This window comes from Luteibacter sp. 9135 (genome assembly GCF_000745005.1).
Lineage (GTDB): Bacteria > Pseudomonadota > Gammaproteobacteria > Xanthomonadales > Rhodanobacteraceae > Luteibacter.
This window is the reverse complement of sequence record NZ_JQNB01000001.1, coordinates 1508914-1533723: the sequence shown is the minus strand read 5'-3', so window position 1 is coordinate 1533723 and position 24810 is coordinate 1508914. Positions and strand designations below refer to the sequence as shown.

General features: G+C 67.8%; 21 protein-coding genes and 1 pseudogene. 14 read left to right on the top strand and 8 right to left on the bottom strand.

Features of this window, described 5'->3' with window-relative positions:
• Nucleotides 1-19 precede the first annotated feature (19 nt).
• Nucleotides 20-502 carry a DUF2244 domain-containing protein gene (locus FA89_RS06470; protein ID WP_185754257.1) on the bottom strand — a complete coding sequence of 161 codons (483 nt, stop codon included), beginning with the start codon at nucleotides 500-502 and terminating at the stop codon, nucleotides 20-22.
• A gap of 186 nt (nucleotides 503-688) precedes the next feature.
• On the opposite strand from FA89_RS06470, the gene putA reads away from it, so the two are divergent.
• The 3 genes and pseudogenes from putA to FA89_RS06455 form a co-directional block, all read left to right on the top strand.
• Entirely contained in the window at nucleotides 689-3829 is a 3141-nt protein-coding gene (putA, locus tag FA89_RS06465) for a bifunctional proline dehydrogenase/L-glutamate gamma-semialdehyde dehydrogenase PutA (protein ID WP_036143809.1), read from the top strand.
• Between the two features lie 199 nt (nucleotides 3830-4028).
• On the top strand, nucleotides 4029-4610 hold the full coding sequence (locus FA89_RS06460; RefSeq protein ID WP_036139338.1) for a hypothetical protein: 582 nt from the start codon (nucleotides 4029-4031) through the stop codon (nucleotides 4608-4610).
• A 111-nt stretch (nucleotides 4611-4721) separates the two neighbouring features.
• Nucleotides 4722-4985, top strand: a pseudogene (locus FA89_RS06455) (DUF2599 domain-containing protein); the annotation flags it as partial.
• 74 nt (nucleotides 4986-5059) lie between these two features.
• Here the strand turns inward: FA89_RS06455 and dcp are convergent.
• From dcp to bioD, 3 genes are all read right to left on the bottom strand, one after another.
• Complete coding sequence (dcp, locus tag FA89_RS06450; RefSeq protein WP_036139334.1) at nucleotides 5060-7258, bottom strand: peptidyl-dipeptidase Dcp; 2199 nt, start codon at nucleotides 7256-7258, stop codon at nucleotides 5060-5062.
• Between the two features lie 84 nt (nucleotides 7259-7342).
• Complete coding sequence (locus FA89_RS06445) at nucleotides 7343-7678, bottom strand: hypothetical protein (RefSeq protein ID WP_036139332.1); 336 nt, start codon at nucleotides 7676-7678, stop codon at nucleotides 7343-7345.
• 35 nt (nucleotides 7679-7713) lie between these two features.
• Nucleotides 7714-8385 carry a dethiobiotin synthase gene (bioD, locus tag FA89_RS06440; protein ID WP_036139329.1) on the bottom strand — a complete coding sequence of 224 codons (672 nt, stop codon included), beginning with the start codon at nucleotides 8383-8385 and terminating at the stop codon, nucleotides 7714-7716.
• Between the two features lie 74 nt (nucleotides 8386-8459).
• On the opposite strand from bioD, the gene FA89_RS06435 reads away from it, so the two are divergent.
• A complete protein-coding gene (locus tag FA89_RS06435) occupies nucleotides 8460-8948 on the top strand; it encodes a GAF domain-containing protein (protein ID WP_036139327.1) in 489 nt (162 codons plus the stop codon).
• A gap of 19 nt (nucleotides 8949-8967) precedes the next feature.
• Here FA89_RS06435 and yihA read toward each other — a convergent pair whose 3' ends face one another.
• Entirely contained in the window at nucleotides 8968-9615 is a 648-nt protein-coding gene (gene yihA / locus FA89_RS06430) for a ribosome biogenesis GTP-binding protein YihA/YsxC (protein WP_036139326.1), read from the bottom strand.
• Between the two features lie 169 nt (nucleotides 9616-9784).
• On the opposite strand from yihA, the gene FA89_RS06425 reads away from it, so the two are divergent.
• The 5 genes from FA89_RS06425 to FA89_RS06405 all read left to right on the top strand — a co-directional run bounded on the left by FA89_RS06425 (nucleotide 9785) and on the right by FA89_RS06405 (nucleotide 13529).
• A complete protein-coding gene (locus tag FA89_RS06425; protein ID WP_240003859.1) occupies nucleotides 9785-10588 on the top strand; it encodes a c-type cytochrome in 804 nt (267 codons plus the stop codon).
• 81 nt (nucleotides 10589-10669) lie between these two features.
• Complete coding sequence (locus FA89_RS06420) at nucleotides 10670-11548, top strand: thiol:disulfide interchange protein DsbA/DsbL (protein WP_240003858.1); 879 nt, start codon at nucleotides 10670-10672, stop codon at nucleotides 11546-11548.
• 30 nt (nucleotides 11549-11578) lie between these two features.
• The gene (locus FA89_RS06415) at nucleotides 11579-12232 is read left to right on the top strand and encodes a thiol:disulfide interchange protein DsbA/DsbL (protein WP_036139321.1); all 654 of its coding nucleotides are present in this window, start codon (nucleotides 11579-11581) and stop codon (nucleotides 12230-12232) included.
• 87 nt (nucleotides 12233-12319) lie between these two features.
• The gene (locus FA89_RS06410) at nucleotides 12320-13132 is read left to right on the top strand and encodes an endonuclease/exonuclease/phosphatase family protein (protein WP_036139319.1); all 813 of its coding nucleotides are present in this window, start codon (nucleotides 12320-12322) and stop codon (nucleotides 13130-13132) included.
• Between the two features lie 7 nt (nucleotides 13133-13139).
• Nucleotides 13140-13529 carry a hypothetical protein gene (locus FA89_RS06405; protein WP_036139316.1) on the top strand — a complete coding sequence of 130 codons (390 nt, stop codon included), beginning with the start codon at nucleotides 13140-13142 and terminating at the stop codon, nucleotides 13527-13529.
• A 73-nt stretch (nucleotides 13530-13602) separates the two neighbouring features.
• On the opposite strand, the gene FA89_RS06400 is transcribed toward FA89_RS06405, so the two are convergent.
• Nucleotides 13603-15255 (bottom strand): glycoside hydrolase family 17 protein, encoded by a 1653-nt coding sequence (locus tag FA89_RS06400; RefSeq protein ID WP_036139313.1) that lies wholly within the window; start codon nucleotides 15253-15255, stop codon nucleotides 13603-13605.
• Nucleotides 15256-15407: 152 nt separating this feature from the next.
• Between FA89_RS06400 and FA89_RS06395 the strand changes: the two genes are divergently transcribed.
• The 3 genes from FA89_RS06395 to FA89_RS06385 are packed head-to-tail and all read left to right on the top strand — an operon-like array spanning nucleotide 15408 to nucleotide 19732.
• Complete coding sequence (locus FA89_RS06395; RefSeq protein ID WP_036139311.1) at nucleotides 15408-17513, top strand: transglycosylase SLT domain-containing protein; 2106 nt, start codon at nucleotides 15408-15410, stop codon at nucleotides 17511-17513.
• Between the two features lie 40 nt (nucleotides 17514-17553).
• Nucleotides 17554-18495, top strand: coding sequence for a complex I NDUFA9 subunit family protein (locus tag FA89_RS06390; RefSeq protein WP_036139309.1), 942 nt, complete (start codon nucleotides 17554-17556; stop codon nucleotides 18493-18495).
• 7 nt (nucleotides 18496-18502) lie between these two features.
• Nucleotides 18503-19732, top strand: coding sequence for a multifunctional CCA addition/repair protein (locus tag FA89_RS06385; RefSeq protein WP_036139307.1), 1230 nt, complete (start codon nucleotides 18503-18505; stop codon nucleotides 19730-19732).
• 18 nt (nucleotides 19733-19750) lie between these two features.
• Here FA89_RS06385 and FA89_RS06380 read toward each other — a convergent pair whose 3' ends face one another.
• Together FA89_RS06380 and FA89_RS06375 are read right to left on the bottom strand one after the other, a co-directional pair.
• Nucleotides 19751-20944, bottom strand: coding sequence for a class I SAM-dependent methyltransferase (locus FA89_RS06380; protein WP_036139304.1), 1194 nt, complete (start codon nucleotides 20942-20944; stop codon nucleotides 19751-19753).
• Between the two features lie 51 nt (nucleotides 20945-20995).
• The gene (locus tag FA89_RS06375; protein ID WP_036139302.1) at nucleotides 20996-23104 is read right to left on the bottom strand and encodes a TonB-dependent receptor; all 2109 of its coding nucleotides are present in this window, start codon (nucleotides 23102-23104) and stop codon (nucleotides 20996-20998) included.
• A 203-nt stretch (nucleotides 23105-23307) separates the two neighbouring features.
• Here FA89_RS06375 and FA89_RS06370 point away from each other — a divergent pair, with 203 nt between their 5' ends.
• Nucleotides 23308-23973: a hypothetical protein gene (locus FA89_RS06370; RefSeq protein WP_051938579.1), complete on the top strand. Its 666-nt coding sequence runs from the start codon at nucleotides 23308-23310 to the stop codon at nucleotides 23971-23973.
• Between the two features lie 52 nt (nucleotides 23974-24025).
• Nucleotides 24026-24763: a pteridine reductase gene (locus FA89_RS06365; RefSeq protein ID WP_036139299.1), complete on the top strand. Its 738-nt coding sequence runs from the start codon at nucleotides 24026-24028 to the stop codon at nucleotides 24761-24763.
• Nucleotides 24764-24810: the final 47 nt, after the last annotated feature.

Below are 24810 nucleotides of genomic sequence, written 5' to 3'. Positions count from 1 at the left end.
TCTTGCACCTTTAGTGAACCTACCTGCGCGTCTGGCCTGAGACTTCGGACAGCAGCACCATGAGTTTCCTGGACACCTCGACCCTTTCCTCTTCCCCCAGGAAGGCGCCGATTTCGAGCTCGTTCCCATGTGACGCGAGCAACAGGCGCTGCCGCCCGTTTCCCGAAGCCAACCCTACCCGTACCCAGTGTGTCTGGAAACGGACGACCCGACGACCCGGCACCGCACGCACTTCGAGCGTGTCGGCCCCCACCACGATGCGCTCGCCCTTGCCGCCGGCCCGCCAGGCTGCGCCAAGCGCGAACCCGACGACGAACGACTCCGCCAGGGCGAACACGGGGGCGAACACATTCCCTTGCCACGCGCCGAGCGACGCCGTTGCCAGCGCCAGGGCCGCCAGGCCCACCACGACCCGCCGAAGACCGCGCCGGTCCAGCGCCCGGTTGGGCCGGAGCCACAACACGCGCGGCCCGCCCACGGCATTCGGTCGAAGCACGATCATGGAAGTCGTCGCGTGCCTTGAACGTTGGGATGATAGGGCGGTAGCCAGTAAGCGGCAAGGTTGGGAAGCGGCGCGATGTCGCAGGGGTGCCACGCCGGCGGGCCCCGCAGCGCAACACACATGGCGCATCGGCCTCCCTTACAATAGGCGTTCCCCCTCGCCCCGATCCCCTCCGTGAACCCACAGATCCTCCGTCCCGAACTCCCCACCGGCGCCGAGCCGGCGCGCGCGCGTATCACGTCCGCCTGGTTGCGCGACGAAACCGAGGCCGTGAACGACCTGCTGGCCCAGGCTACCCTGCCGCCGACCGAGCGCGAGCACGTCATCGACGTGGCCGCCGGCCTGGTGACCCGGGTACGCGCCCGCGCCAAGGACCAGAGCGCCGTCGAATCCTTCATGCGCCAGTACGACCTGTCCTCCGAAGAGGGCGTGCTGCTGATGTGCGTGGCCGAGGCGCTGCTGCGCATCCCCGACAAGGCCACGGCCGACAAGCTCATTCGCGACAAGCTGGGCGACGCGAACTGGAAGAAACACCTGGGCCAGAGCGAATCCGTGTTCGTCAACGCCTCCACCTGGGGCCTGATGCTCACCGGCCACCTGGTCAATCTGGCGGAGGAAACGCGCCACGACTTCACCTCCGCGCTGCGCCGCCTGGTCGGCCGTGCCGGCGAGCCCGTGGTGCGCCTGGCCGTGCGCCAGGCCATGCGGATCATGGGGCACCAGTTCGTGATGGGGCGGACCATCAAGGAAGCCCTGGACCGTTCCGCCGAAAAGGAGCATGCGGTCTACCGTTACTCGTACGACATGCTCGGCGAGTCGGCGCTGACCCAGGCCACGGCGGAGCGCTATCAGCAGGACTACCGTGACGCGATCAACGCGCTCGGTGGCCGCGGCCCGTTCCCGAACAACCTCGAGGCCCCGTCGATCTCGGTCAAGCTGTCGGCGCTGCACCCGCGCTACGAAGTGGCCAACCGGGCACGCGCACGGGTCGAACTGGGCGCCAAACTGCTCGAACTGTCCGAACTGGCGTTCAAGAACGGCATCGCCCTGTCCGTGGACGCGGAAGAAACCGACCGCCTTGAACTGTCGCTGGACATCATCGGCGACGTCTTCGCGCATCCGTCGCTGGAAGGCTGGAACGGCCTGGGCATCGTCATCCAGGCGTACCAGAAGCGTGCCCCGTTTGTGATCGACTGGGTGACCGAGAAGGCCCGTGCCAACGGCCGTCGCTGGTTCGTGCGGCTGGTGAAGGGTGCCTACTGGGACGCCGAGATCAAGCGTTCGCAGGAAAACGGCCTGTCCGGCTACCCGGTGTACACGCGCAAGCCGAACACCGATGTCTCCTACCTGGCCTGCGCGCATCGCCTGTTCGCCGCCGGCGGCGACGCGGTGTACCCGCAGTTCGCCACGCACAACGCGCACACCATCGCCGCCATCCACCACATCGCCAAGGGCCGCCCGTACGAGAACCAGCGCCTGCACGGCATGGGTGCGGACCTGTACGCGGAGGTGATCGGCAAGGACAAGCTCAACGTGCCCTGCCGCGTGTATGCGCCGGTGGGCAGCCATGAGGACCTCCTGCCCTACCTGGTTCGCCGCCTGCTCGAGAACGGCGCCAACACCAGCTTCGTCAACCGCGTGGTGGACGAGAGCGTACCGGTGCGCGACCTGGTCGCCGACCCGTGCGAGACGGTGCGCGCCTTCAGCTCCATTCCCCACCCCCGCATTCCCCTGCCGGTCAACCTGTACGGCGAACTCCGGAAAAATTCCATGGGCATGAATTTCGCCAACGACAACGAGCTGAACGAGCTCGCCGACGCCGTCAACCGCCACAGCGGCCCCTGGGCCGCGGCCCCGCTGGTCGCCGGTGGCGCCGCCGCCGGCACGAAGACCGAGGTCACCGACCCGTCCGACCGTCGTCGCATCATCGGTACGGTGGAAAACACCGACCCGGCGCTGGTCGACAAGGCGCTGGCCGCGGGCGTGAAGGCGCAGCCGGGCTGGGATCGCCTGCCGGCCGCCAGCCGCGCCGCCATTCTCGAGCATGCCGCCGAGCAACTGGAGCACAACCGCGCCGAGTTCATCGCGCTGTGCGTGCGCGAAGCGGGAAAGAGCCTGCCGGATGCGATTGCCGAGATCCGCGAGGCCGCCGACTTCCTGCGCTACTACGCGACCATGGCCCGCCGCCTGTTCGGCCAGCCCGAGCAGTTGCCGGGCCCCACCGGCGAAAGCAACCAGCTGTTCCTCAACGGCCGCGGCGTGTTCGTCTGCATCAGCCCATGGAACTTCCCGCTGGCGATCTTCCTGGGCCAGGTGGCCGCCGCGCTGGCGGCAGGCAACGCCGTGATCGCCAAGCCGGCCGAGCAGACCTCGCTGATCGGCCACGCCGCGGTCAAGCTGCTGCACGCCGCCGGCGTGCCGACCGACATCCTGCAGTACCTGCCGGGCGATGGCGCCACGGTCGGTGCCGCGCTCACCCGCGACCCCCGCGTGGCCGGCGTGGCCTTCACCGGCTCCACCGACACCGCCTGGGCGATCAACCGCGCGCTCGCCGCACGCAATGCGCCCATCGCCGCGCTGGTCGCCGAGACCGGCGGCCAGAACGCGATGATCGCCGACTCGTCCGCCCTGCCCGAGCAGATCGTCAAGGACGTGATCGCCTCGGCGTTCCAGTCCGCCGGCCAGCGTTGCTCCGCGGCGCGCGTGCTGTTCGTGCAGGAAGACATCGCCGACAAGGTCATCGCGATGCTGGCAGGCGCCATGGCCGAACTGAAGGTCGGCGACCCCGGCCTGCTCTCGACCGACGTCGGCCCGGTCATCGACGAGGACGCTCGCACCATCCTGGTCGACCATGCCGCACGCATGGACCGTGAAGCGAAAAAGATCGGCGAAGTGGCACTGCCGGAGTCCACCGCGCACGGCACCTATTTCGCACCGCGTGCCTACGAGATCCCGTCGCTGGACATGCTGACCCGCGAGATCTTCGGGCCGGTGCTGCACGTGATCCGCTGGCACGGCGCCGACCTGGCCAAGGTGGTGGACCAGATCAACGCCACCGGCTTCGGCCTCACGCTCGGCATCCACAGCCGTATCGACGACACCATCGATTACATCTCCAGCCACGCCCGCGTGGGCAACTGCTACGTCAACCGCAACCAGATCGGTGCGGTGGTCGGCGTGCAGCCGTTCGGCGGCGAAGGCCTGTCCGGCACCGGTCCGAAGGCCGGTGGCCCGCACTACCTGCTGCGCTTCGCCGGTGAGCGTACGCTCACGGTCAACACGACGGCAGCCGGCGGCAATGCGTCGCTGCTGACTATCGGGGAGTAACCGCCCGGTCGCCTTTATCGTCACGCGATTTCGGCACGTACCACACCTAGGCCATGTCCGGAGACGGACGTGGCCTTTTTTCGTTATGCGCGCCGAGTGCACGCAGTCGTTAGCATCGGGCTATGCTGGGTGCGGAGGTTACCCCTTCAAATAGCGTCGGCCGGAACCCGACGCCCACCCACACCGGGAGGGCCGCAACATGACGTTGCAGTCAGTGGTTCCGATCATGCCTGCCCTGCAGGTATCCAAAGCCGTCGCCACGTCCGCAAGGAGCGGGCAGGGCCCCTCGATATCCCCGCGCGATCTGGTCGGACCCCGACTTGGCATCCTGGCCGACGAGCCCGTCACGGACGCGCTGGCCAGCGCACAGGAGGGTGTGATCCCGCCGCAGGGACGTCGTGATCTCATGCACCTGGTGATCCTTACCGGCGACGCTGGCGCCATGCTGGAAGCCGATAGCGATCGCATGGTGCTGACCGGCATCCGCGGCGCGCGCAACGATTGCCGGTTGCTGCTTCGCCAGGCGTACGGCACGGTGCGCTGCGAGGTGCAATCCACCGGCGCGGAGGCGCACCTGGGCTTCCTCAGCTGGCGTCACGGTGCCTTCGAGGAGGTGCAGACGATCCATATCCAGCGGCGCCCCGTGCGCGGCTACCAGGGTGGGAACGGCGGCCGGCTGATCACGATCGTGGAGTACCGGGCCGAGCCCCTGCGCGAGGTCCACGGGCTGGTCTGGCGTGGCGGATTGCTGCGCATCGAGAGCCTGTGCCTCACACCCTAGGTTTCCGCGCAAAACAGGACACGGCGACGTAGCACAAGCCGCCGTCCAACACCCTCCCATGATCCGAAGGAACGGACATGCAAATCACGACGGGCATCCCATCATACGAAGTGTGGCCGGGCAATCCAGGCGGATGAGACCCCGAACATGTTCTACGAGATCGTGAAGAAATTCGGCGATCCCGAAACGTTCGGCGGGCCGCCCGATCCGGCGAAGGATCGGTGGAAGAACGTCAAAGGAATGATCGATCAGTTGACCTGCCACCTCACGATCGCGCGGAACAAGCCGACCTGGAACCTTGAGCCCCACCGGCCATGGGTCGGATATGAAGCGACCGTCGCGGCGGAGTGCAACCCCTACATCAAGTCACGCTGACCACGTTTCAGGTCATGCCATCGCGGTGGCGCCCATGTCGTGGGTCGCCACCGCGAACGCTCACTTCAGGCGGCTCACTTCAGGCCGCGATCCTGCAACATCGGTTCGATCGACGGCTCTTTGCCGCGGAAGTCGCGGTAGAGCTTGCCAAGTTCCTCGGTGTTGCCACGCGAGAGGATCTTGTCGCGGAAGATCTGGCCGTTTTCGCGGGTCAGGCCGCCGTGCTCCTTGAACCACTCGAAGGCATCCGAGTCGAGCATCTGCGTCCACAGGTAGGCGTAGTAACCGGCCGCATATCCGTTGCCCCAGATGTGCTGGAAATAGCTGGACCGATAGCGCGGTGGGACCTGCGCCAGGGTGAAGCCGGCCTTCTTCAACGCGGCCGCCTCGAACTGGTCGACGTCCTGCTTCTTGTCGCTGGCCGGCAGCATGTGCCACTGCATGTCGAGCAAGGCGGCCGAGATCAGCTCGCTCATGGCGTAGCCCTGGTTGAAGCTCTTGGCTTTCTTGATCTTCTCGACGAGCTCCGCCGGCATGGCCGCGCCGGTCTGGTAGTGCTTGGCGTAGTTGGCGAACACCTTCGGATCGGAGGCCCACTGCTCGTTGAACTGCGAGGGGAACTCGACGAAGTCGCGCGGGGTGTTGGCGCCCGAGAGTGACGGGTACTGCGAGTTGGCGAACATGCCGTGCAGGGCGTGGCCGAACTCGTGGAACATCGTGGTCACGTCGTCGAACGAAAGCAGCGCCGGCTGGCCCGCCGCCGGCTTGGTGAAGTTGGCCACGTTGTAGACCACGGGCTTGTCGCCGAACAGCCTGGACTGGTCGACGAGGTTGCTCATCCAGGCGCCGCCATTTTTGTTGTCGCGCTTGAAGTAATCGCAGTAGAACAGCGCCATCGAGGTGCCGTCCTTGTCGAACACTTCGAACACACGCATGTCAGGCTGCCAGGTGGGAATGTCCTTGCGTTCCTTGAAGGTGATGCCGTAGAGCTGGTTCGCGGCGTAGAACACGCCGTTCTGCAGCACGTTGTCCAGCTCGAAGTACGGCTTGACCTGCGCTTCGTCCAGGTCGTACTTCGCCTTGCGAACCTTCTCGGCGTAGTGGTCCCAGTCCCACGCCTGCACCTGGAAGTCACCCTTTTCCTTGTCGATCACATCCTGGATGTCCTTCGACTCCAGCCGGGCGCGAGCGACCGCGGCCGGCGCCAGGCGCTCCATGAATTTCTCGGCCGCCGCGGGCGTCTTTGCCATCTGGTCGTCGAGGCGCCAGGCGGCGTAATTGGGGAAGCCCAGCAACCTGGCCTGCTCGGCGCGCACCTGCGCGATGCGCGTGATCGTGTCGCGCGTGTCGTTGGCGTCGCCGTGTTCGGCACGCTCCCACGATGCCTTGAACAGCTTCTCGCGCGTGGCGCGATCGTTCATGCCCTGCAGCGCCGGCTGCTGCGTGGTGTTCTGCAGCGTCACCACGTACTTGCCGTCCAGCTTGCGGTCCTTCGCGGCATCCGCCGCCGCGGCGATGTCACCGTCCGACAGGCCGTCCAGCGACTGCTTATCGTCGACCACGAGCGCACCGGCCTTGTTGGCGGCCAGCAGCATGTTGGTGAATCGCGTGCCGAGGGTGGATTCTTCCTTGTTCAGTGCCTTGAGACGGGTCTTGTCGGTTTCCGACAACTTCGCACCCGCATGCACGAAATCCTTGTAGGTCACCTCGAGCAGGCGCGCCGACTCGGGATCGAGCTTGAGCGATGCGCGCTTGTCGTACAGCAACTGCACACGCTTGAACAGGGTGTCGTTGAGGTAGATGGCATCGGTGTGCGCGGCCAGTTCGGGCGAGAGGTTTTCCTCGGCCTTCTGCAACGTGTCGTTGGTATTGGCACCGGTCAGTGCGTTGAACGCGCTCTGCGCGCGCTTCAGCAACACGCCGGATTTCTCGAACGCCACGATGGTGTTGTCGAACGTAGGCTCTTCGGTCGCATTGGCGATCGCGTTCACCTCGGCCAGTTGCTGCCTCATGCCCTCTTCGATCGCCGGCTGGAAATCGCCGTCGGCGATCTTGTCGAACGGAGGCGCATGGAACGGCAGCGTGCTGGCGACCAGCAGCGGATTCTCGTGGGGTGCGGGTGCGGCGGCTGGAGCGGTCGTCGCCGCGGCGGGGCTCGACGGCGACGTGCCTGCGGGGGCCGGCGTGGCCGCCTTGTCGGCGTCGTTGGACGAGGAACAGGAGGCGGTAAGGGCGATCGAAAGGGCGATCACGAGGCTGCGGACCTTCGGCATGACGGGATGTCCCCTGCGGTGAGCAAAACGCCGACTCTAGCGGTGCAGGGCCGGCGGGGACAACCGCCTTGCAGGGCGAACGACTCAGCGGGTGTCGCGGAGCTCCCAGCTCGAGCCGATCAGCAGGTTGAGCCGGTGCTTCACCAGGCGCATGGGCAGCGAGGTGGTCAGCTGGATATCCGTACGATCGTTCGACAGCTCGCCGGACGCGGAGGCCGCGCCGTCGGCCGCGCCGAGGCTGGGGTCGACCTCGTCGGGCTCGGGCTGCTTGGCGCGCCAGCGCTGGAACAGGTCGTCACCGCGCATGGCCGCGGCGATGTCGGCGGCGAGCTTGTCCGGGCCGATGCCCTGGAACGACAGCTCGGGGTCCGGGCCCTTGGCCCGGCTCATGTCTTTTACCGAAAGGTAGTAGGTGGTCATGCTGCCTTGTTACGTCCGCAGGCGTGAAGCCGCCGTCAGCCCAGCGGCGACAGGTCGAGCAGGTTGGCCGCATCCACCGGGGCGATGCGGTAGGGCAGCACGCCCAGGCACGGCGCTGGAAGGCAGGCGCGCAGCGTATCGATGTTTTCCTCGCGCAACGGCATCGTCGGCTCGATGATGTTGGCGATCCACCCGGCGAGCCGGCAGCCGTCCGCGGCGATGGCCCGGGCGCTGAGCCGGGCATGGTTGATGCAGCCAAGCCGGATACCGACCACCAGCACCACGGGCAGCATCCAGCGACGGGGAAAATCCTCCGCGGAGATGCCCTCGCCGAGCGGCACCAGCCAGCCGCCGACGCCTTCGACCACCACGCGCTCGTAGTCGGTGCACAGTGCCTCGAACGCGGCGTCCAGCGGCGGCCAGGTCACCGGGCGACCGCTGCGGGCCGCGGCGAGGTGCGGGGCCACGGCGTCCTCGAAGGCGAGTGGGTTGACGAGCGCGTACGGCGGCGGTGGCCAGCTGGCGGCTTGCAGGTCCAGGGCATCCTGGTTACGCAGGCCCTCCCGCGTGCGCCCGGATCCGCTGGCCACGGGCTTCATCCCGGCGACCCGTTCGCCGGCCTGGCGGAACGCGTGCACCAGGGTCTGGGCGGCGTGCGTCTTGCCGATGCCGGTATCGGTACCGGCGACGAAGAGATGTCGCGACATGCGTGGGCGGCCTTGCGGGATCGATGGCATGGCACCATACACGGCTTCCTATGACGAAATGAACGGGAACCGCCATGTTCGAAGCCAAGGCCATCGCCACCGGGGACAAGGCCGCGCTTTACGCGGAACTGCTGCAACAGGCCCAGGGCCTGATGCACGGCGAGACGAACGTGATCGCCAACGCCGCCAACTTCGCCGCGCTGGTCTACGACGCCGTGCCGGAACTCAACTGGGCGGGGTTCTACCTCTACGACGGCAGCGAACTGGTGGTCGGGCCTTTCCAGGGCAAACCGGCGTGCATCCGCATCGCGCTGGGACGCGGCGTCTGCGGCACGGCGGCACAGACCCTGCAGACCCAGGTGGTGCGCGACGTCCACGACTTCGACGGCCACATCGCCTGCGATGCCGCCTCCAATTCGGAAATCGTGGTGCCGCTGACGAAGGCCGACGGCAGCCTGTTCGGCGTGTGGGACGTGGACAGCCCCCGCGTGGCCCGTTTCGACGACGAGGACAGGAAGGGCATGGAGGCGCTGTGCCGCGCCTTCATGGCCACACTGGGCTAGCCGGCGGGCGCGGGCGCGCCTAGACCAGTTCGTGCGGGCGCGGCGTCGCCAGCAGTTCCATGACGCGGGCGCGCGCCTCCTCGATACCGGTCTTGGCCGGCGACGAGAACACCTGCGCAGTGCCACGCACGTTGTTGGTCCGGAAATCCTTCCGCAGGGCCTCCAGGGCGGCCGAGGCCTGCCCGCGGGACAGCTTGTCGGCCTTCGTCATCAGCACGTGGCAGGGCAGGTCGGTGGCCGCGCAGAACGCGAGCATGGTGCGGTCGAAATCCTTCAGTTCGTGGCGGATGTCCACGATCAGCACGATGCCGCGCAGGCTGCGGCGCATCTTCAGGTAGGCGTCGATCTCGCCACGCCAGTGCATGCGCATGGCTTCGGGCACCTTGGCGTAGCCGTAGCCGGGCAGATCGATCAGCCGTGCGTCCACCGGCGCCTCGCCCTCGATCTTCAGCGGTGCCAGGTCGAACACCACCATCAGCTGGGTGCGTCCCGGGGTCTTCGAGGTGCGGGCCAGGCCGTTGTGGCCGGTCAGCGCGTTGAGCGCGCTGGACTTGCCGGCGTTGGACCGGCCGGCGAACGCCACCTCGGCACCCTGGTCGTAGGGCAACTGGGTGATTTCGTTGGCGGCCAGCACGAAGCGGGCACTGTTGAGGGGGTTCGAGGACATGTGCGGCTGGCCGGAAGGCGGGGATCGACGGTCGGGCAGTGTATGCGATACCGCGCGCAGCCGCGCGCCGACGCGGTTTGACCGGGCTCTCCCGCGCCCCCCATAATCTTTTGATCGCGGCGCGCTGGGGAGCTCGCCCGACTCGGAAGCATCCCTCCTGGAGAGACGTATGAAGTTTCGGCACGCCGCCGCTGCCATCACCGCGATGCTCGTCATGAATTTCGCCACGGCCCAGACGGCCGCGCCCGCGAAGGCGGCGACCGCGCCGGCGCCGGCCAGCACCGCGGCCAAGCCCGGCGCCAATCCCGCCGCCGATCCGGCCACCCCGGGGATGCCCACGACCGAGACCACCACCGCTCCCGTCGGCGGCACCACCGCCGCGGTCAAGCCCGGCGATGCCGCCACCGGCCAGGGCAAGGCCGCCGCCTGCGGCGCCTGCCACGGGCTGGACGGCAACTCCAGCGATCCGCAATACCCGCGCCTCGCCGGGCAGAGCGAGCAATACATCGCCGCGCAGCTGGCCGATTTCAAATCCGGCAAGCGCATGAACCCGATCATGATGGGCTTCGCCCAGCCGCTCAGCGAGCAGGACATGCATGACATCGGTGCCTACTTCGCTACCAAGGCATCCCTGCCGGGCGTAGCAGATCAGGCCTATGTGGATCAGGGCGAGACGCTATACCGCCAGGGCGATGTCGCCCGCGGCATCCCGGCGTGCATGGCCTGCCACGGTCCGGATGGCGGCGGCAATCCCGGCGCCCGCTACCCACAGCTGACCAGCCAGCACGCGAAGTACATCGAGTCGCGGCTGAAGGCCTGGCACGACGGCAACGCGCAGAGCGACGACCCCCACGCACGCATCATGATCACCATCGCCCAGAAGCTGGACGAGAAGGATATCGCCGCCGTGGCCAGCTACATCGAGGGCCTGCATACGAACGAACCGACACAGGCCGCACCCGCGACGCCCTGATGGCGTTAAAGTTGGACGATCGAACGGGCCCCTTCGGGCCCGTTCTCGTTCTCGAAGGTAAGAAAAGGAACCCCGATGCGTATGCGCCTTCCCCTCCTCTGCGTGGCACTGCTGGGCCTTGCCGCCTGCGGCTCCGGTAACCACGACGCGGCTTCCACGCCGTCGCCCACCCCCGCGGCCACCGCGGCGCCGGCCGCCACCACGGCACCGGTGGCCACGCCGGCCGGCGCCACCTCGACCGCGGCGAGCACGCCCGCCGCCGCGGGCAGCACCGCTTCGGCAGCCCCCGCCTCCGCCGCCGAAGCGGACGACAAGCGCCCTGCGCCCAAGCCCTTCGTCGACGACGGCAAGTGGGTGGAGGGCAAGCAGTACTTCCGCATCGACCCGGCACAGCCGACCAGCACGCCCGGCAAGATCGAGGTCACCGAGGTGTTTTCGTACGGTTGCCCGGCCTGCTTCCAGTTCCACGGCATCGTCGACCAGATGGTCAAGGACCTGCCCCGCGGTACGGTCATGACGTACACGCCGGCATCGTTCCGCCCGGACGAGAACTGGCCGTTGCTGCAGCGCGCCTATCTCACCGCGCAGGCGTTCGGCGTGGACAAGCAGAGCCACGACGCGATGTTCGACGCCGTATTCAAGAGCGGCGAGCTCGGCATCATGGACCAGCAGACCAACAAGCCCAAGGCGCAGTCGGCCTGGCCGACCATCGACGACGTGGCGAAGTTTTACGCGAAGTACGGCGTGAAGCCGGAGGAATTCGTCGCCACGGCCAATTCCTTCACCATCAACACGAAGATGAAGCGCGCCGATGAACTGATCCGCGCCTATGAGGTCGATAGCACGCCGACCATCGTGGTGAACGGAAAATACCGCTTCACGGCCGCGACGGCCGGTGGCTATCCCCAGTCGATCGAGTTGGTGCAGTGGCTCATCAGCAAGGAAGCCGCGGGCAAGTAACCGCGTTCCCGACCCTTTACGGAGATCTTCATGTTCAAGCGTCTATCGCTCCTTTTCGTGGGCCTGGCCCTCACCGCGGCGTGCAGCGCCAAGCCGGCCGACCCCGCTGCCGCGGCCAGCTACACCGACGGCACGCAGTACGTCACCATCGCCAAGCCGCAACGCCTGGATCCGAAGGACGGCAAGGTGGAAGTCGTCGAGGTGTTCTCATACGGGTGCGTGCATTGCGCGCATTACGAGTCGTACGCGGAAGCCCTGCAGAAGCAGCTGCCCAAGGGCGTGGTGTTCCGTGTCATCCCGGCGGCGTTCAACGACGCCTGGTTGCCTTATGCGCAGGCCTACTATGCGGCCAAGCAGCTCGGCGTGGCCGAGAAGGCCCATGCCGCCTTGTTCAAGGCGATCCATGAGGACCATTACCCGATCCGCACCATCGATGAGCTGGCCGGCTGGTACGCACAGAACTACGGCGTGGACAAGGCGAAATTCATCCAGCTGGCCACGAACGACGAAGCCATCCGCAAGCGCATCCTCGACGACGGGAAGCTGATCCAGGCGTGGGGCATCGACGGCACACCCACCGTCGTCGTGGACGGCAAGTACCGCAGCGCACAGATCAAGGACTTCGACGAGCTCAACGGCGTCACCAAGTACCTGGTCGACAAGGAACTCAAGGGCGGCAAGTAAGCCCTGAGGCTATCCGATGCCCCCTGTTCACGCGGCGGGGGGCATCCTCTGGCGCTATCGCCGGACGAGACCCAAAAGCACCCACACATGACCCGCTTCACGTCCCCCCCCGTCATCGCTCCGGAACGCACCCTGCGCCTGTTGAGCTGCAACATCCTCGCCGGCGCCAGCGTCCAGCGTTACAGCGATTACGTCACGCGCAGCGTCAACGCGGTGCTGCCCGCGCGCTCCAAGCTCGACAACCTCGATTCGCTCGCCCAGCTCCTGCACGAATTCGACGTGGTCGGCCTGCAGGAGGCCGATGCAGGAAGCCTGCGTTCCGGCTTCCTCAACCAGACCCGTTACATCGCCGAAGCCGCCGGGATGCCTTACTGGAGTCACCAGCCCAACCGGCCGATGGCGCGCGTGGCGCATTCGGCCAATGGCCTGCTGAGTCGGATCGAGCCCAGCGAAGTCATCGACTACCCCCTGCCTGGTCGCATCAAGGGCCGCGGTGCGCTGTTCGTGCGTTTCGGCACCGGCACCGACGCGCTGGTGGTGGTCATCGCCCATCTGTCGCTGGGCGCGGCGGCGCGCATGGGCCAACTGGGCTTCATCGCCGAATTACTGGCCCCGTTTCCCCACGCGGTGCTCATGGGCGACCTCAACACCGAGCCCACTTCGCCCGAGATGCGCCGCCTGTTCGAGAAGACGGCGTTGCAGCCACCGACGGTCAGCACGCCCACCTTCCCCAGCTGGAAACCGCGCCGCGCGCTGGACCACATCCTGACCTCCGCGGACATCGCGCTGGACCGGACATGGACATTGCCCCGTGCCTTCTCCGATCATCTGCCGCTTGCCGCCGAAATCCGCCTGCCGCTCGCGCTGGCAGAAGCCGCCGGCGCCCTCCCCACGAGATAAGCCCGTCATGAAGTCCAGCCTGCGCGCCGCCCTGCCCTGGGTCGTCATCGTCCTCGTCGCGCTCGCCGCCACCGTGTTGCGTTACGGCTTCATCGAACCCGCCGACGCGGCACACGCGTGCGACGGTGCCGACGGCCCCTGGTGGTGCACCACGCGCAACCTCATCGTGCAGGGCTTCCTGACCTACACCTACGGCTACGCCGCCGTGCTGATGGCCCTGGTCGCCCTGTTCTGGCGCAGCACGGTATCCGCCGTGCTCGCCGCGTCGCTGGGCGTCATCGCCCTGCAGCTGTACTGCTACGAAGGCGGCGCCCTGGCGTTGCTGATCGGCGCCCTGCGCCTGGTCCGCGTGCAATACGACCAGACCCGCCCCGCCCTGCCGAATAGGGCCATGTAGGAGCGCACGATGTGCGCGATAGGGGGCTTGCCTCTTCGCCGCTTCGTTGGCTTTTCGCGCACATCGTGCGCTCCTACACGGCGGTATCGGGCGCCGGCAGGCGCGCGCGGCGCCAAGCGCTCAGCACCGGTAGCGCCATTGCCAGGTTGAGCACCAGCCAGCCCCACGACACGGCATTCGCGCCCTGCTCCTGGACCACGACGGCCACCGCCAGCAGCGGCAACCACACGGCCAGCAGGCGTTCCTCCACCAGGGGCATCGGCGTGTCGTTGCGCGTGCGCAGCACGCCGAGCACGAGGAACCCGATGCACGGCAGCGCGAACAGGCCGATAGGAAAGTCGCGGTAGCGTCCGTTGAACACCAGCAGGATGCCGTAGAGCGTGAGGACGAACATCCAGAAGAAACGCTGCGGCGTGAACACGTCGGACCAGGCGATGCCGAGGCGCCGCCGCTCCACGGGACGCGGCGCCACCGCGGCAGGATCGACCGGCGAGGCCAATCGCGCCGCGATGGTACGCGACAGCGACACGGTGGTGACCAGCGCCAGCAACCCGATGACGATGCCGACCGTCCATTCCACGTCGTTGCGCGCGGCGAACGACAGCAGCCGCAGGTGCGCCGCCAGTGCGGTGCCCGTGGCGAAGCCGGCGAGCGCGAGCGCCACCCAGCCCGATGCACCCCGCCAGCGGCGACGCACCGCGCCCGCGGCGAGGAAGACCAGCGCCATCAGGCCGCCCGCCGCGATCGCCCACGTCCAGCGCGGCTCTTCGATGATGGGACCCTGCATGGCGAACTTGGGTTCGGCATCCACGTCGAAAATGCCCCAGTAGCCGCCGACCGTGCCTTCCAGGTCGCGCTTCCACGGCTGGTCGAAGGCCTCGATGACGTTGTACGGCATGTCCACCGTCGCCGCGTAGTTCAGGAATTCGCGCATGTAGCGCGCTTCGTTGACCAGGCTGGCGCTGGCGTCGCGACGCGTGCGGCCCTGGCTGGGCCAGCCGGTCTCGCCGATCATGATGGCCTTGCCCGGAAACTCGCGCTTCATCTTCTGGTACACGTCCGCGACATGGCGCACCGCGTCTTCGGGCGCCACCGGCTGGTCTTCCCAGTACGGCAGGATGTGGATGGTGAGGTAATCCGTCGCCTTGGCCAGCGCGGGATGCTTCTGCCAGAACTCCCACACATCGGCGTAGGTCACCGGAACGTCCGTGGCCTTGTTCACCCGCGAGATGTAGCCAGCCAGTTCCTTCTCCGACAGTTCGCCGCGTAGCAGCACCTCGTTACCCACCACGATGCCGCGCAGGCTGTCGTGATCGCGCCGCGCCGCCGCCAGGCCCAGTTGGATCTCTCGCTCGTTGGCGGCCGGATCGCGGCCCAGCCAGATGCCCATCAGCACCTTCATGCCGTAGCGGCCGGCAAGATCGGGAACGGCCCCCAGGCCCTGGCCCATCGAATACGTACGTACGCAGTCGAAACGCGTGGACAGCGCCTTGAGGTCGGCGTCGATGCGCTCGGGGGGAATGAACGCATGGATGTCGAACGGCGTTTCGCCCTTCAGGCGAAATGGCGCGTAGGACACGCAGGCGATCTTGGCCGTCGGCGAGTCCGGCAAGGTGATCGGCCGGCCGAGGACGAACCAGTACCCCGCGCCGAAGACGGCGGCCAGGGCAAGGATGAGCCAGGCGAGGGGTCGCGCCAGGCGCGCATGGGAGAGATGGGGCGGCATGCCGTTCCAGTTGCCAGAGCGTAAAGGAGGAAACCGCCCAAGCTTAGCGGACCCGCGCGCGCGGGCGCGATGCCTCCCGCGCGGGGCGTTCATCAAGCCTGCGCACCGGCTTCGCTTACAATCACCGGGTAAGCACCCGTGAAGGAATCCCGATGGTCTTCGCCCCGAAGGCACTGCGACGCAGCGTCCGCTCGTTTCGCCTCATGGCCGGTCTCGCCCTTGCCACCTGCGGCCTCGCCGTCACGCTGGGCGCCTCGGCCGAGGGTACCGACGCCGAGCGCGCGCGTTTTCGCCAGGCCTATGCCGTCGCCCAGCAGGGCGGCGACGCGTGGCGTGCCCAGGCCGGGGGCCTCGAACACTACGCATTGTTCCCCTACCTCGAGGCAGCCGCGCTCGAGCACGACCTGCGCACCCTCGATCGCGCACGCGTCGAGGCTTACCTCAATGCCAATCGTGGGCTGATCCCCGCAAGCGACCTTCGCCGCGACTTCCTCGCCGAACTCGCCCGCCGCAAGGACTGGCCCACCTTCACCGCGATGTACCAGCCGGGACTCGGCGACGCGCTGAGTTGCTTCGCCCTCCAGGCCAAGCTGTCCCGTGGCGAGCCGCTGGTGTTCGCGACCGACCTGGCTGACCTATGGAAGAAGGCCAGCCTGCCCGACGCCTGCGACCCGGTGCTGGGCGCGGCGCACGACCAGGGCCTGCTGACGCCGGATCGCCTGTGGACACGCATCCAGACCGCAGCCGAAGCAGGCAAGGGCGGCACCATCGCCGCGCTGGCAGGCTGGCTGCCGGCCGACGATGCCGCGGCGGCACAACGCATCGCCAAGGCCCTGAACGATCCCAACGGCGCACTACGCGATGCGGCCACGTGGCCGGATACACCGCGCGGCCGTCAGGCCGTGACGCTCGCCCTGCAGCGCATGGCCCGCAAGCAGTCCACCGTGGCCGACAGCGCCTGGACCACCCTGGCACCGCGCTTCGCCCTCAGCGAACAACAGAAGGGCGCCGTCCTCAACGCCCTCGCGCTGTTCCACGCCACCGACTTCGACGAGTCCGCGCTGGATCGGCTGGCCGCGCTGCCGGCGGGTGCCCAGACCGACGCGACACGGGAATGGCGGGTGCGCGTCGCCCTGGCCAGGCAGGACTGGCCGGCGGCACTGACCGCCCTCGATGCCCTGTCGCCCACGCAGAAAGACGACGGCGAGTGGCGTTATTTCCGCGCACTGGTGCTGGGCCGGTTGAACCGGCAGACGGAAGCGCGGGCGATCTACCAGAACGTGGCACAGGAAGCCACGTACTTCGGCTTCCTCGCCGCCGACCGGCTCGACGCGTCCTATGCGATCTGCCCCGCCTCCATGGCCACCGACGAGCGCCGCGAGGCTTCGCTGCTGGCGGAGCCGGGCATGGACCGCGCGTTCGAACTCTACGCCGTGGGTCTGCAGAAGTACGCCCGGCGCGAGTGGACGGCCGCGCTGGCCGGACGCGACGCCGATACCCAGCGGCTTGCCGTGGACCTGGCCTTCCGCAAGGGCTGGTACGACCGCGCGGTGTTCGCGCTGTCGTCCGGCGATGCCCTGCGCCTTTACGAGCAGCGCTTTCCGTTGGCACGCCAGGACGGCGTGGTCGAACAGGCCAGCCAGGCGGGCATCGAGGCGCCGTGGGCTTACGCGATCATCCGCGCCGAGAGCGCATGGATGACCGACGCACGCTCGGGCGCCGACGCACGCGGGCTCATGCAGCTGCTGCCCGGCACGGCCTCGCTGGTGGCCAAGCGCAACGGACTGGCCTGGAACGGCGGTGACAGCCTCTACGAGCCCACCACCAACATCATTCTCGGCACGCGCTACCTCGCCCAGATGGCCGCGCGCTACAACGGCGCCCCGTGGCTGGCCAGCGCCGCGTACAACGCCGGACCCAACAAGGTCGACCAGTGGGTGAGCGCCCGCGGCACCCTGGACCCCGACCTGTTCGTCGCCAGCATCCCTTACAAGGAAACCCGCGAATACGTCGCTCGCGTCATGGCTTTCGCCGTGATCTACGACTGGCGCCTGACCGGCAACGCCCTGCCCATCGGCTCGCGCATGACCCGCTTCGGCAGCACGTATGCGCTTCCGTCGGCGGGCGCCGTCCGCAAGCCGGTGGCCTGTCCGGCACCCGCGGTGACACACCCGACGCCACCGACAGCCCCGGCCGTCTCACAGCCGGCACCCGCCGAGGCGACATCCGCCCCGGCCCCTCAGGAACCCCAGAGCTGATCCGCTTGGCGTCGAGCGCCAGGCGGCCTAGGCTGAACTCATGAACGCTCAACGCATCGTCATCCTCGGTGGCACCGGCTTCGTCGGCGGCACGCTGATTCCCCGGCTCGCCGCCGACGGACATTCCCTCCTGCTGCTCTCCCGCAATCGCGAGGCACGCCGTCACAGCGCGGTGGGACGCCAGGTCACCACCGTCACGGCGGATGTCTACGATCCCGCCACCCTGCGGCGGCACATCGCCGGCGCGGATGCCGTCATCAACCTCGTCGGTATCCTCAGCGAGAGTGGCCGGCACACGTTCGAACGCGCGCACGTGGGGCTGACGCGGCTCGTCATCGAGGCCTGCCAGGCCACCGGCGTCCATCGCCTGCACCAGATGAGTTCGCTCAAGGCCGGCCAGGGACTATCGAAATACCTCCGCTCCCGCGGCGAGGCCGAAGCCCTGGTCAAGGCCTCCACGCTGGACTGGACGCTTTACCAGCCAAGCACCATCTTCGGGCCGGGCGACGGCCTGGTCAGCCGGTTCGATGCGCTCCTGCGCCTGGCGCCGGTCATTCCGCTGCCGCGGCCGCAGGCGAAAATGGCGCCGGTCTACGTCGGCGATGTCGCCGAGGCGATCGCCCGCTCGGTCGCCACGCCAGCCGCCAGCCTGCTGCGCACGTTCGAGCTGTACGGGCCGGAGACCTGGACCCTGATCGACATCGTCCGCGCCATCCGCGATGCGCGAGGCCGGCATCGCGTGGTCCTTCCCATGCCCGACAGCCTGGGTCGCCTGCAGGCGCAGTTCGCGCAGTTCGTTCCCGGCAAGCCGTTCACCCCGGACAATTTCCTCTCGCTGCGCACGGATTCCGTCGGCAAGGTCGACGGCCTGGCCCAGCTCGGCATCGCACCCCAGTCGTTCGCCGCCTGGTTGCCGCGGCTGCTGGGCCAACCCGTACGCCAGCGCCGGCTCGACGAAGCGCGCACCAAGCGCCGCCCCTGACACGCCCGTGGAGATCTACCTCGTCGGCGGCGCCGTCCGCGATCAGCTGCTCGGCCGCCCCGTGGTGGATCGCGACTGGGTCGTCGTGGGAGCCACGCCCGACGACATGCTCGCCGCCGGCTTCAAGCCGGTCGGCAAGGATTTCCCCGTCTTCCTGCACGGGCAGACGAAGGAGGAATACGCGCTGGCGCGCACGGAGCGCAAAACGGGCCGCGGTTACCACGGCTTCGCGTTCCATGCCGACCCCAGCGTCACCGTCGAGCAGGACCTCGAGCGCCGCGACCTGACCATCAACGCCATCGCCCAGCGCGACGACGGCAGTCTGGTGGATCCGTTCGGCGGGGTCGACGATATCCGCACGCTTACGCTCAGGCATGTCTCGTCGGCGTTCGCGGAAGATCCGGTCCGGCTTTTGCGTGTCGCGCGCTTCGCGGCGCGATATGCCCCACTGGGTTTCACGGTCGCCGACGACACGATGGCGCTGATGCGGCGCATGGTGGACGACGGCGAGGTGGATCACCTCGTGCCCGAGCGCGTATGGACCGAAACGCGCAAGGCGCTGGCCGAATCCCGTCCGTCGGTATTCGTGCAGGTGCTGCGGGACACCGGCGCGCTGCGCCTGCTGTTTCCCGAGGTGGATGCGCTCTACGGCGTCCCCCAGCGGCCGGAGTACCACCCGGAAGTCGATACGGGCATCCACGTGCAACTGGTGCTGGACGCCGCGGCGGCGCTGGCCCCGGGCGATGCGCTGGTCGGCTGGTGTGCCCTGACGCACGATCTGGGCAAGGCCCTGACGCCGGCGGATGTTCTGCCCCGGCACATCATGCACGAGCAGCGCGGCATCGCGCCCGTTCGCGAACTGTCTGCCCGGCTCAAGGTACCTGCGGAATACGCCTTCATGGCCGAGATGGTCTGCAAGCACCACCTCAACGCGCACATGGCGTTCGAACTGAAGCCGACCACCGTACTCCGCCTGCTGGATGCCCTGGGCGCGCTGCGCCGACCGGAGCGCCTGGAGACCTTCCTGCTCGCCTGCATGGCCGACAAACGTGGACGCGCCGGCAGTGCCGATGCGCCCTATCCGCAGGCCGACTTCCTGCGCAGCTGCCGCACCGCGGCCGCGGCCGTCACCTCACAGCCCTTCGTCGAACGGGGCTTGCAGGGCCCCGCCATCGGCGAGGCGATGAAGAAAGCCCAGGCCGCGGCCATCGCCGCCGTGCCCCGCCCTACCGCCTGACGCTCGGTCCGGCGAGACCTACAGACGGGAGCCCTGGTCCGCCGCCATCACCTCGGCCGGCAGCACGCCCGGGTCGATGTCCCTGGCGAACATCATCACCTGGAAGCGCTCGCCCATCTGGTCGGGCAAGGTCAGCTTCTTCACTTCCTGCGACAACCGGAAGCGCGCCGCTTCATCGGTCAGGCCCAGGTAGTCGTCCTCGAAAACGTCCTGCAAGCCGGCGGCGATCAGGAACCGCGCCTGTGACAGGTAGGCGGCCACGCCGAAACCCGCGTTGTTGCCCGCCTCCGCCAGCGCCGTGAAGTCCACCGATGCGGTCAGGTCCTGCAGGCCCGGCAGGTGGAAGACGTCGTTGTGGGCTCGGTGGCGGTAGAACGCGCGCAGCGTGCCGTCGGTGCGCTCGGGCAGGTAGAACTCCCCGCGGGTGTAGCCGTAATCGACGAAGACCATCGCGCCGCGACGCAGTGTGCCGGCCACCGCCTGCATCCAGTACGGCAGCTGCGGCAGGATCTCGGTGCGATAGCCATCGGCGAAGTCGCGACCCAGGTCGCGTTCCACATGGCGCACGGCCCCGCGGACGAGGGCATCGGCCGGACGGTCGCTGCGCGTGAACCGACCTTCGCCATCGAGCACCACGTGCTCTTCGTAGATTTCGCCCTCGCGGGCCGTGATCCGTGTGGTCGGCAGGGCATCGATCACTTCGTTGGCGAAGATCACGCCCTCCCACTCCGTTTCCAGCGGGCCGTCGAGCCAGCTCACGCGCGCGGCCAGGCCGGCAGGAAGGTTGGCGTGCAGGCGTTCGCGCTGGCGCTCGCGCAGATCCGCGCTGGGCTCCAGGATCATGAAACGACGCGGTGCGTGGCCGGCGGCATCCAGCGCGCGCAGTGCCGCTTCGGCGAAGGCACCGCTGCCGCCGCCGATCTCGAGGACATCGGCATCGGGCCCCAGGGAAGCCAGCACCGGTTGGACGGCACGGACGACACAGCGGGCGAACAGCGTACCCAGTTCCGGTGCCGTGACGAAATCGCCATCCGCGCCGAACTTGGTCTTGCCTGCGCTGTAGTAGCCCAGCCCCGGCGCATAGAGGCACCGCTCCATGAACCGTGAGAAGGGCATGGGGCCATGGCTCGCGATCTCCTCGCGGAGCAGGGCGGACAGATGGTCGGAATGGGCGCGCTCGTCGGCGCCGGGATCGGGAAGCTTGGCGGTCATGCCTTCAGGATAATGGAAGGCACGACCGCATGGTCACCTCGATGCGAGGACTCAGAAGTCCTGCTGCAGCGAGAGGAACACACCACGGCGCGGCCCGAACTGCGGTGCACCCACGCCGATGCCCGAGCCGTCACGCAGCTGGTAGGTGCGATCCAGCGCGTTGACCAGGGCGAACTGCGCGTGTGTCGCGCCCACGCTGGTCAGGTTGAAGTCGTGCGCCACGCTCAGGTTGAGCTGGAAGTACGCCGGCATGGTGTCGCCGTTGGGGACGATGCCGTCGCGACGCAGGCCCGAGCCGAACAGGTAGTTCGCACCGATGCGCGTGCTGTCCGGGAACGCGTAGCTGATGCCGCCCGACGAGGTGTACTTCTGGTCGTGGTCGAGGTGGATGAAGTGGTCCTGGATGTAGGCCAGGTCGTCCGGAGCGAAGTTGTACTGGCCGGTGATGATGCGCTTGCCGACAGAGCGGTTGTACGAGAAATTGAAGTAGGCGGTCAGCGCGCCACCGTCGTAGTTGACGGTCAGCTCGTCGCCCTTGACCTTGCCCTGGTCGTAGTTGAAGGTCGAATAGACGACAGCGGCACCGAACTGGCCTTCATCCTGGATGCGCGACACGTTGCGCCGGTAGCTGTCCAGGCCCACGGTCCACTGCGTGCCCAGCTTCTGCGAGATACCCACGTCGTAGTAGCTGCTGCGCTCGGCCAGCGGCGTGTCGTTGCCGTTGTCCGGCAGCGCGTTGGTCGTGCCGACGAACTTGGCGATCGACGTGGGACTGATCGATTCGCTGGCCGGCGGCGTGAAGTAACGCGAGTAGCCGGCGTGGATCGTGGTGCCGTCCACCGGCTGGTAGACCACGCCCAGGCGCGGGCTGAGCTGGCTTTCCGGCTTGAACGCGTTGTACTTGTCGGCGCGCACGCCGTAGTTCACCGTCCACTTGTCGCCGATGCTCCACTCGTCCTGCAGGTAGAGCGCGTACGTACGGGCGAGGATGCGGCTGCTGTCGAGGATGTTCAGCGGCGTGGTGGAGGTCTGGTTGCCGTCACCGTCGGCCGGGAACACGAGGGCGTTGTTGGTCGACGTGGCGCGCTCGAACTCGCCGTAAACACCGTAGCGGAGGGTATGGCTGTCACCCAGCGGCGTGGCGAAATCCGCCTGTAGCGTGGTGGCGCGGTTCGCGCGGCGCACGTCGGAAGCGACGCCGTTGAACATCAGGTCACCGATGTCGTCGGGCGTGAAGTCCAGGCTGCTGTAACGCTCACCGGCCGAGACCTGATAAGCGGTGTCGCCCATCTTGCCCTGCAGGCTGAGCACGCCGAACCGGGTCTTTTCCTGCTGGCGCTCATCGAGCTGCGCGGAGTCGAAGTTGGTGACATCCAGGTAACCGAACTGCGCCGTCTGCCCCGGGTTGTTGGGGATCTCGAAGCGGTTGTTGGTCGCACCGAACATGAAGCTGATGCGCGTGTCGTTGTTGATCAGGTACGACACGTCGCCGAACGCCTTCACTTGGTTGGTGTGGTCGTGGATGGCGGTGCGGCTGGCGGTCGGGTTCTCGATGCCCACGTCGTTCTTGAGGTAGTTGGCCGTCAGGAAGAAGCTCCAGTCGTCCTTCTTGCCGAACAGCGTGGCATTGGGGTTCACCGTACCGAACTGGCCACCGGTGATGCCGACGCTGCCGCCAACCCCATCCTTCGGCGTGCGCGTGGTGATGTCCACGACCGCCGCGGTGCGATCACCGTACTGCGCGGGCAGCGCGCCGGTGAGCAGCTTGATGTTGTCGATCATGCGGGTGTCCAGCGTCTGGCCGAAACCACCGATGCTCTCGGGGATCAGCACGCCGTCGATCCGGTACTGCAGGTTGGCGTGATCGCCGCGCACGTGCAGCTGGCCGTAGGAGTCCTGCACCACGCCCGGCGCCTGGAGCACGACCTGGTTCAGCGGAGTGGAATCGCCCAGCGGCAACGCCTGGATCGTCTGGCGGGTCATCACGTACTGGCTGCTGCCCGTGTCCGGCGACAGGCTGTTACGGGCCTCGTCCAGGCGCGCATTGACATCGACCTCGCCCAGGTTCGTGGCTTTTTGCGGGGGCGCTTCGTCGGTGGCGAAGGCCGGCGCGGCGGAAAGGGCAAGCGCGATGCAGAAGGCGAGGCGAACAGGGGTCATCGGGGACTCTTCTTACGAATGTTATAACGTTACTGACGACAGGCGCAGCAAGGGGGAATTTCGGTGCGGCGACTATGGCGTTTCGACCTTTCAGACCGCTTTCGGCCCTGAGATTTGTCTCAAAGCATACCGCGAACCCGCTTCATGGACGACTCACGCCCCCAAGGCGACCATGGTCCCCTCGATTCCATGGAACCGCCCCGATGGCGAAGCACGACGCCACTTCCACCTCGAAAGAAATCATCGCCGTGGTCGCCGACCGCACCGAAAGCCCGGTTACCCGGGCCATCCTGAGCTTCGTCAGCCATATTCCGGAAAGCGATGTGGCGGCTGCCTCGCCCGCCACGGTTGAAGAGAAGTGCCAGCAGCTCGCCGCCGCCGCGGCCCGCAAGGCCGGCCTGACGGCCGGGTCGCTCGCCCTGCCCCCCGGCCCGGTCGGCTGGCTGACCGTCCTGCCGGAACTGGTCGCCATCTGGCGCATCCAGGGGCAGCTGGTCAGCGATATCGCCGCGGCCTATGGCAAGACGGCCAGCCTGGGCCGGGAACAGATGCTCTGGTGCCTGTTCCGGCATACCGCCGCGCAGGCTTTCCGCGACATCGCCATGCGCGTCGGCGACCGCCTGGTGTTCCGCCGGGCCGCCGGGGGCGTGCTCCAGCGCGTGGCCGGCCGTATCGGCGTCAGCGTGTCCAAACGCGCCGTGGGCAAGGGCATCTCTCGCTGGCTGCCCATCGTCGGCGCCATGGGCGTGGGCGCGTATGCCTACTACGACACCAACCATGTCGCCAAAAGCGCCATGGAGCTGTTCAGCGGCGAGGTGCATGTCGAGGACGCCGAGCCGCCGATGGCACCGGACACCGACGGGAAGTGACGCCGCGCGGCGTTTGCGTCAAGCTCGCCACCGGCCGTACAGGGAGTGTCGTGTGAACCAGCAAAGCGTTGTTCTCGTGACCGGCGGCGCGCGTCGTGTCGGCGCAGCGATCGCGCGGCACCTGCATGCCGCCGGCTGCACCCTGGCGATCCACTACCACCGGTCCGCCGACGATGCCGAGGCGCTGTCCGCGGAATTCAACGGCGTGCGCGCGGACAGCGCCGCGACCTTCGCCGGCGCACTGGAAGACGATGCCACGCCCGAGGCGCTTATCGGCGCCGTGCTTTCCCGCTTCGGCCGGCTCGACGGCCTGGTCAACAATGCCTCGGCGTTCTACCCCACGCCGATCGGCCAGACCACGCCGGCGCATTGGGACGACCTGTTCGCCGCGAACGCGCGCGGACCGTTCTTCCTGGCCCAGGCTGCCACGCCGGCGTTGCGCGAGGCACGCGGGGCGATCGTCAATATCGTCGACATCTACGCGGAGCGCCCCCTGGGAGGACACGCCGTCTACTCGATGGCCAAGGCCGCGCTGGTCATGCTGACGCAGGCGCTGGCGAAGGACCTGGCGCCGGACGTCCGCGTGAACGCCGTGGCGCCGGGTGCCATCCTCTGGCCGATGTCCGGCAAGCCGGATGAGGCGGTCGATGCCTTGCTCGCCAAGACACCGATGGCCCGCAAGGGCGACCCGCGGGATGTCGCGGAAGCCGTGCGCTGGCTGCTGAAAGATGCGCACTACACCACCGGCCAGGTGATCCGGGTCGATGGCGGCAGGGTGTTGACCATCTGAGTGCGGCTACCACCGGCAGGACCGCGACCGTGGCACAGCCAGGGAAA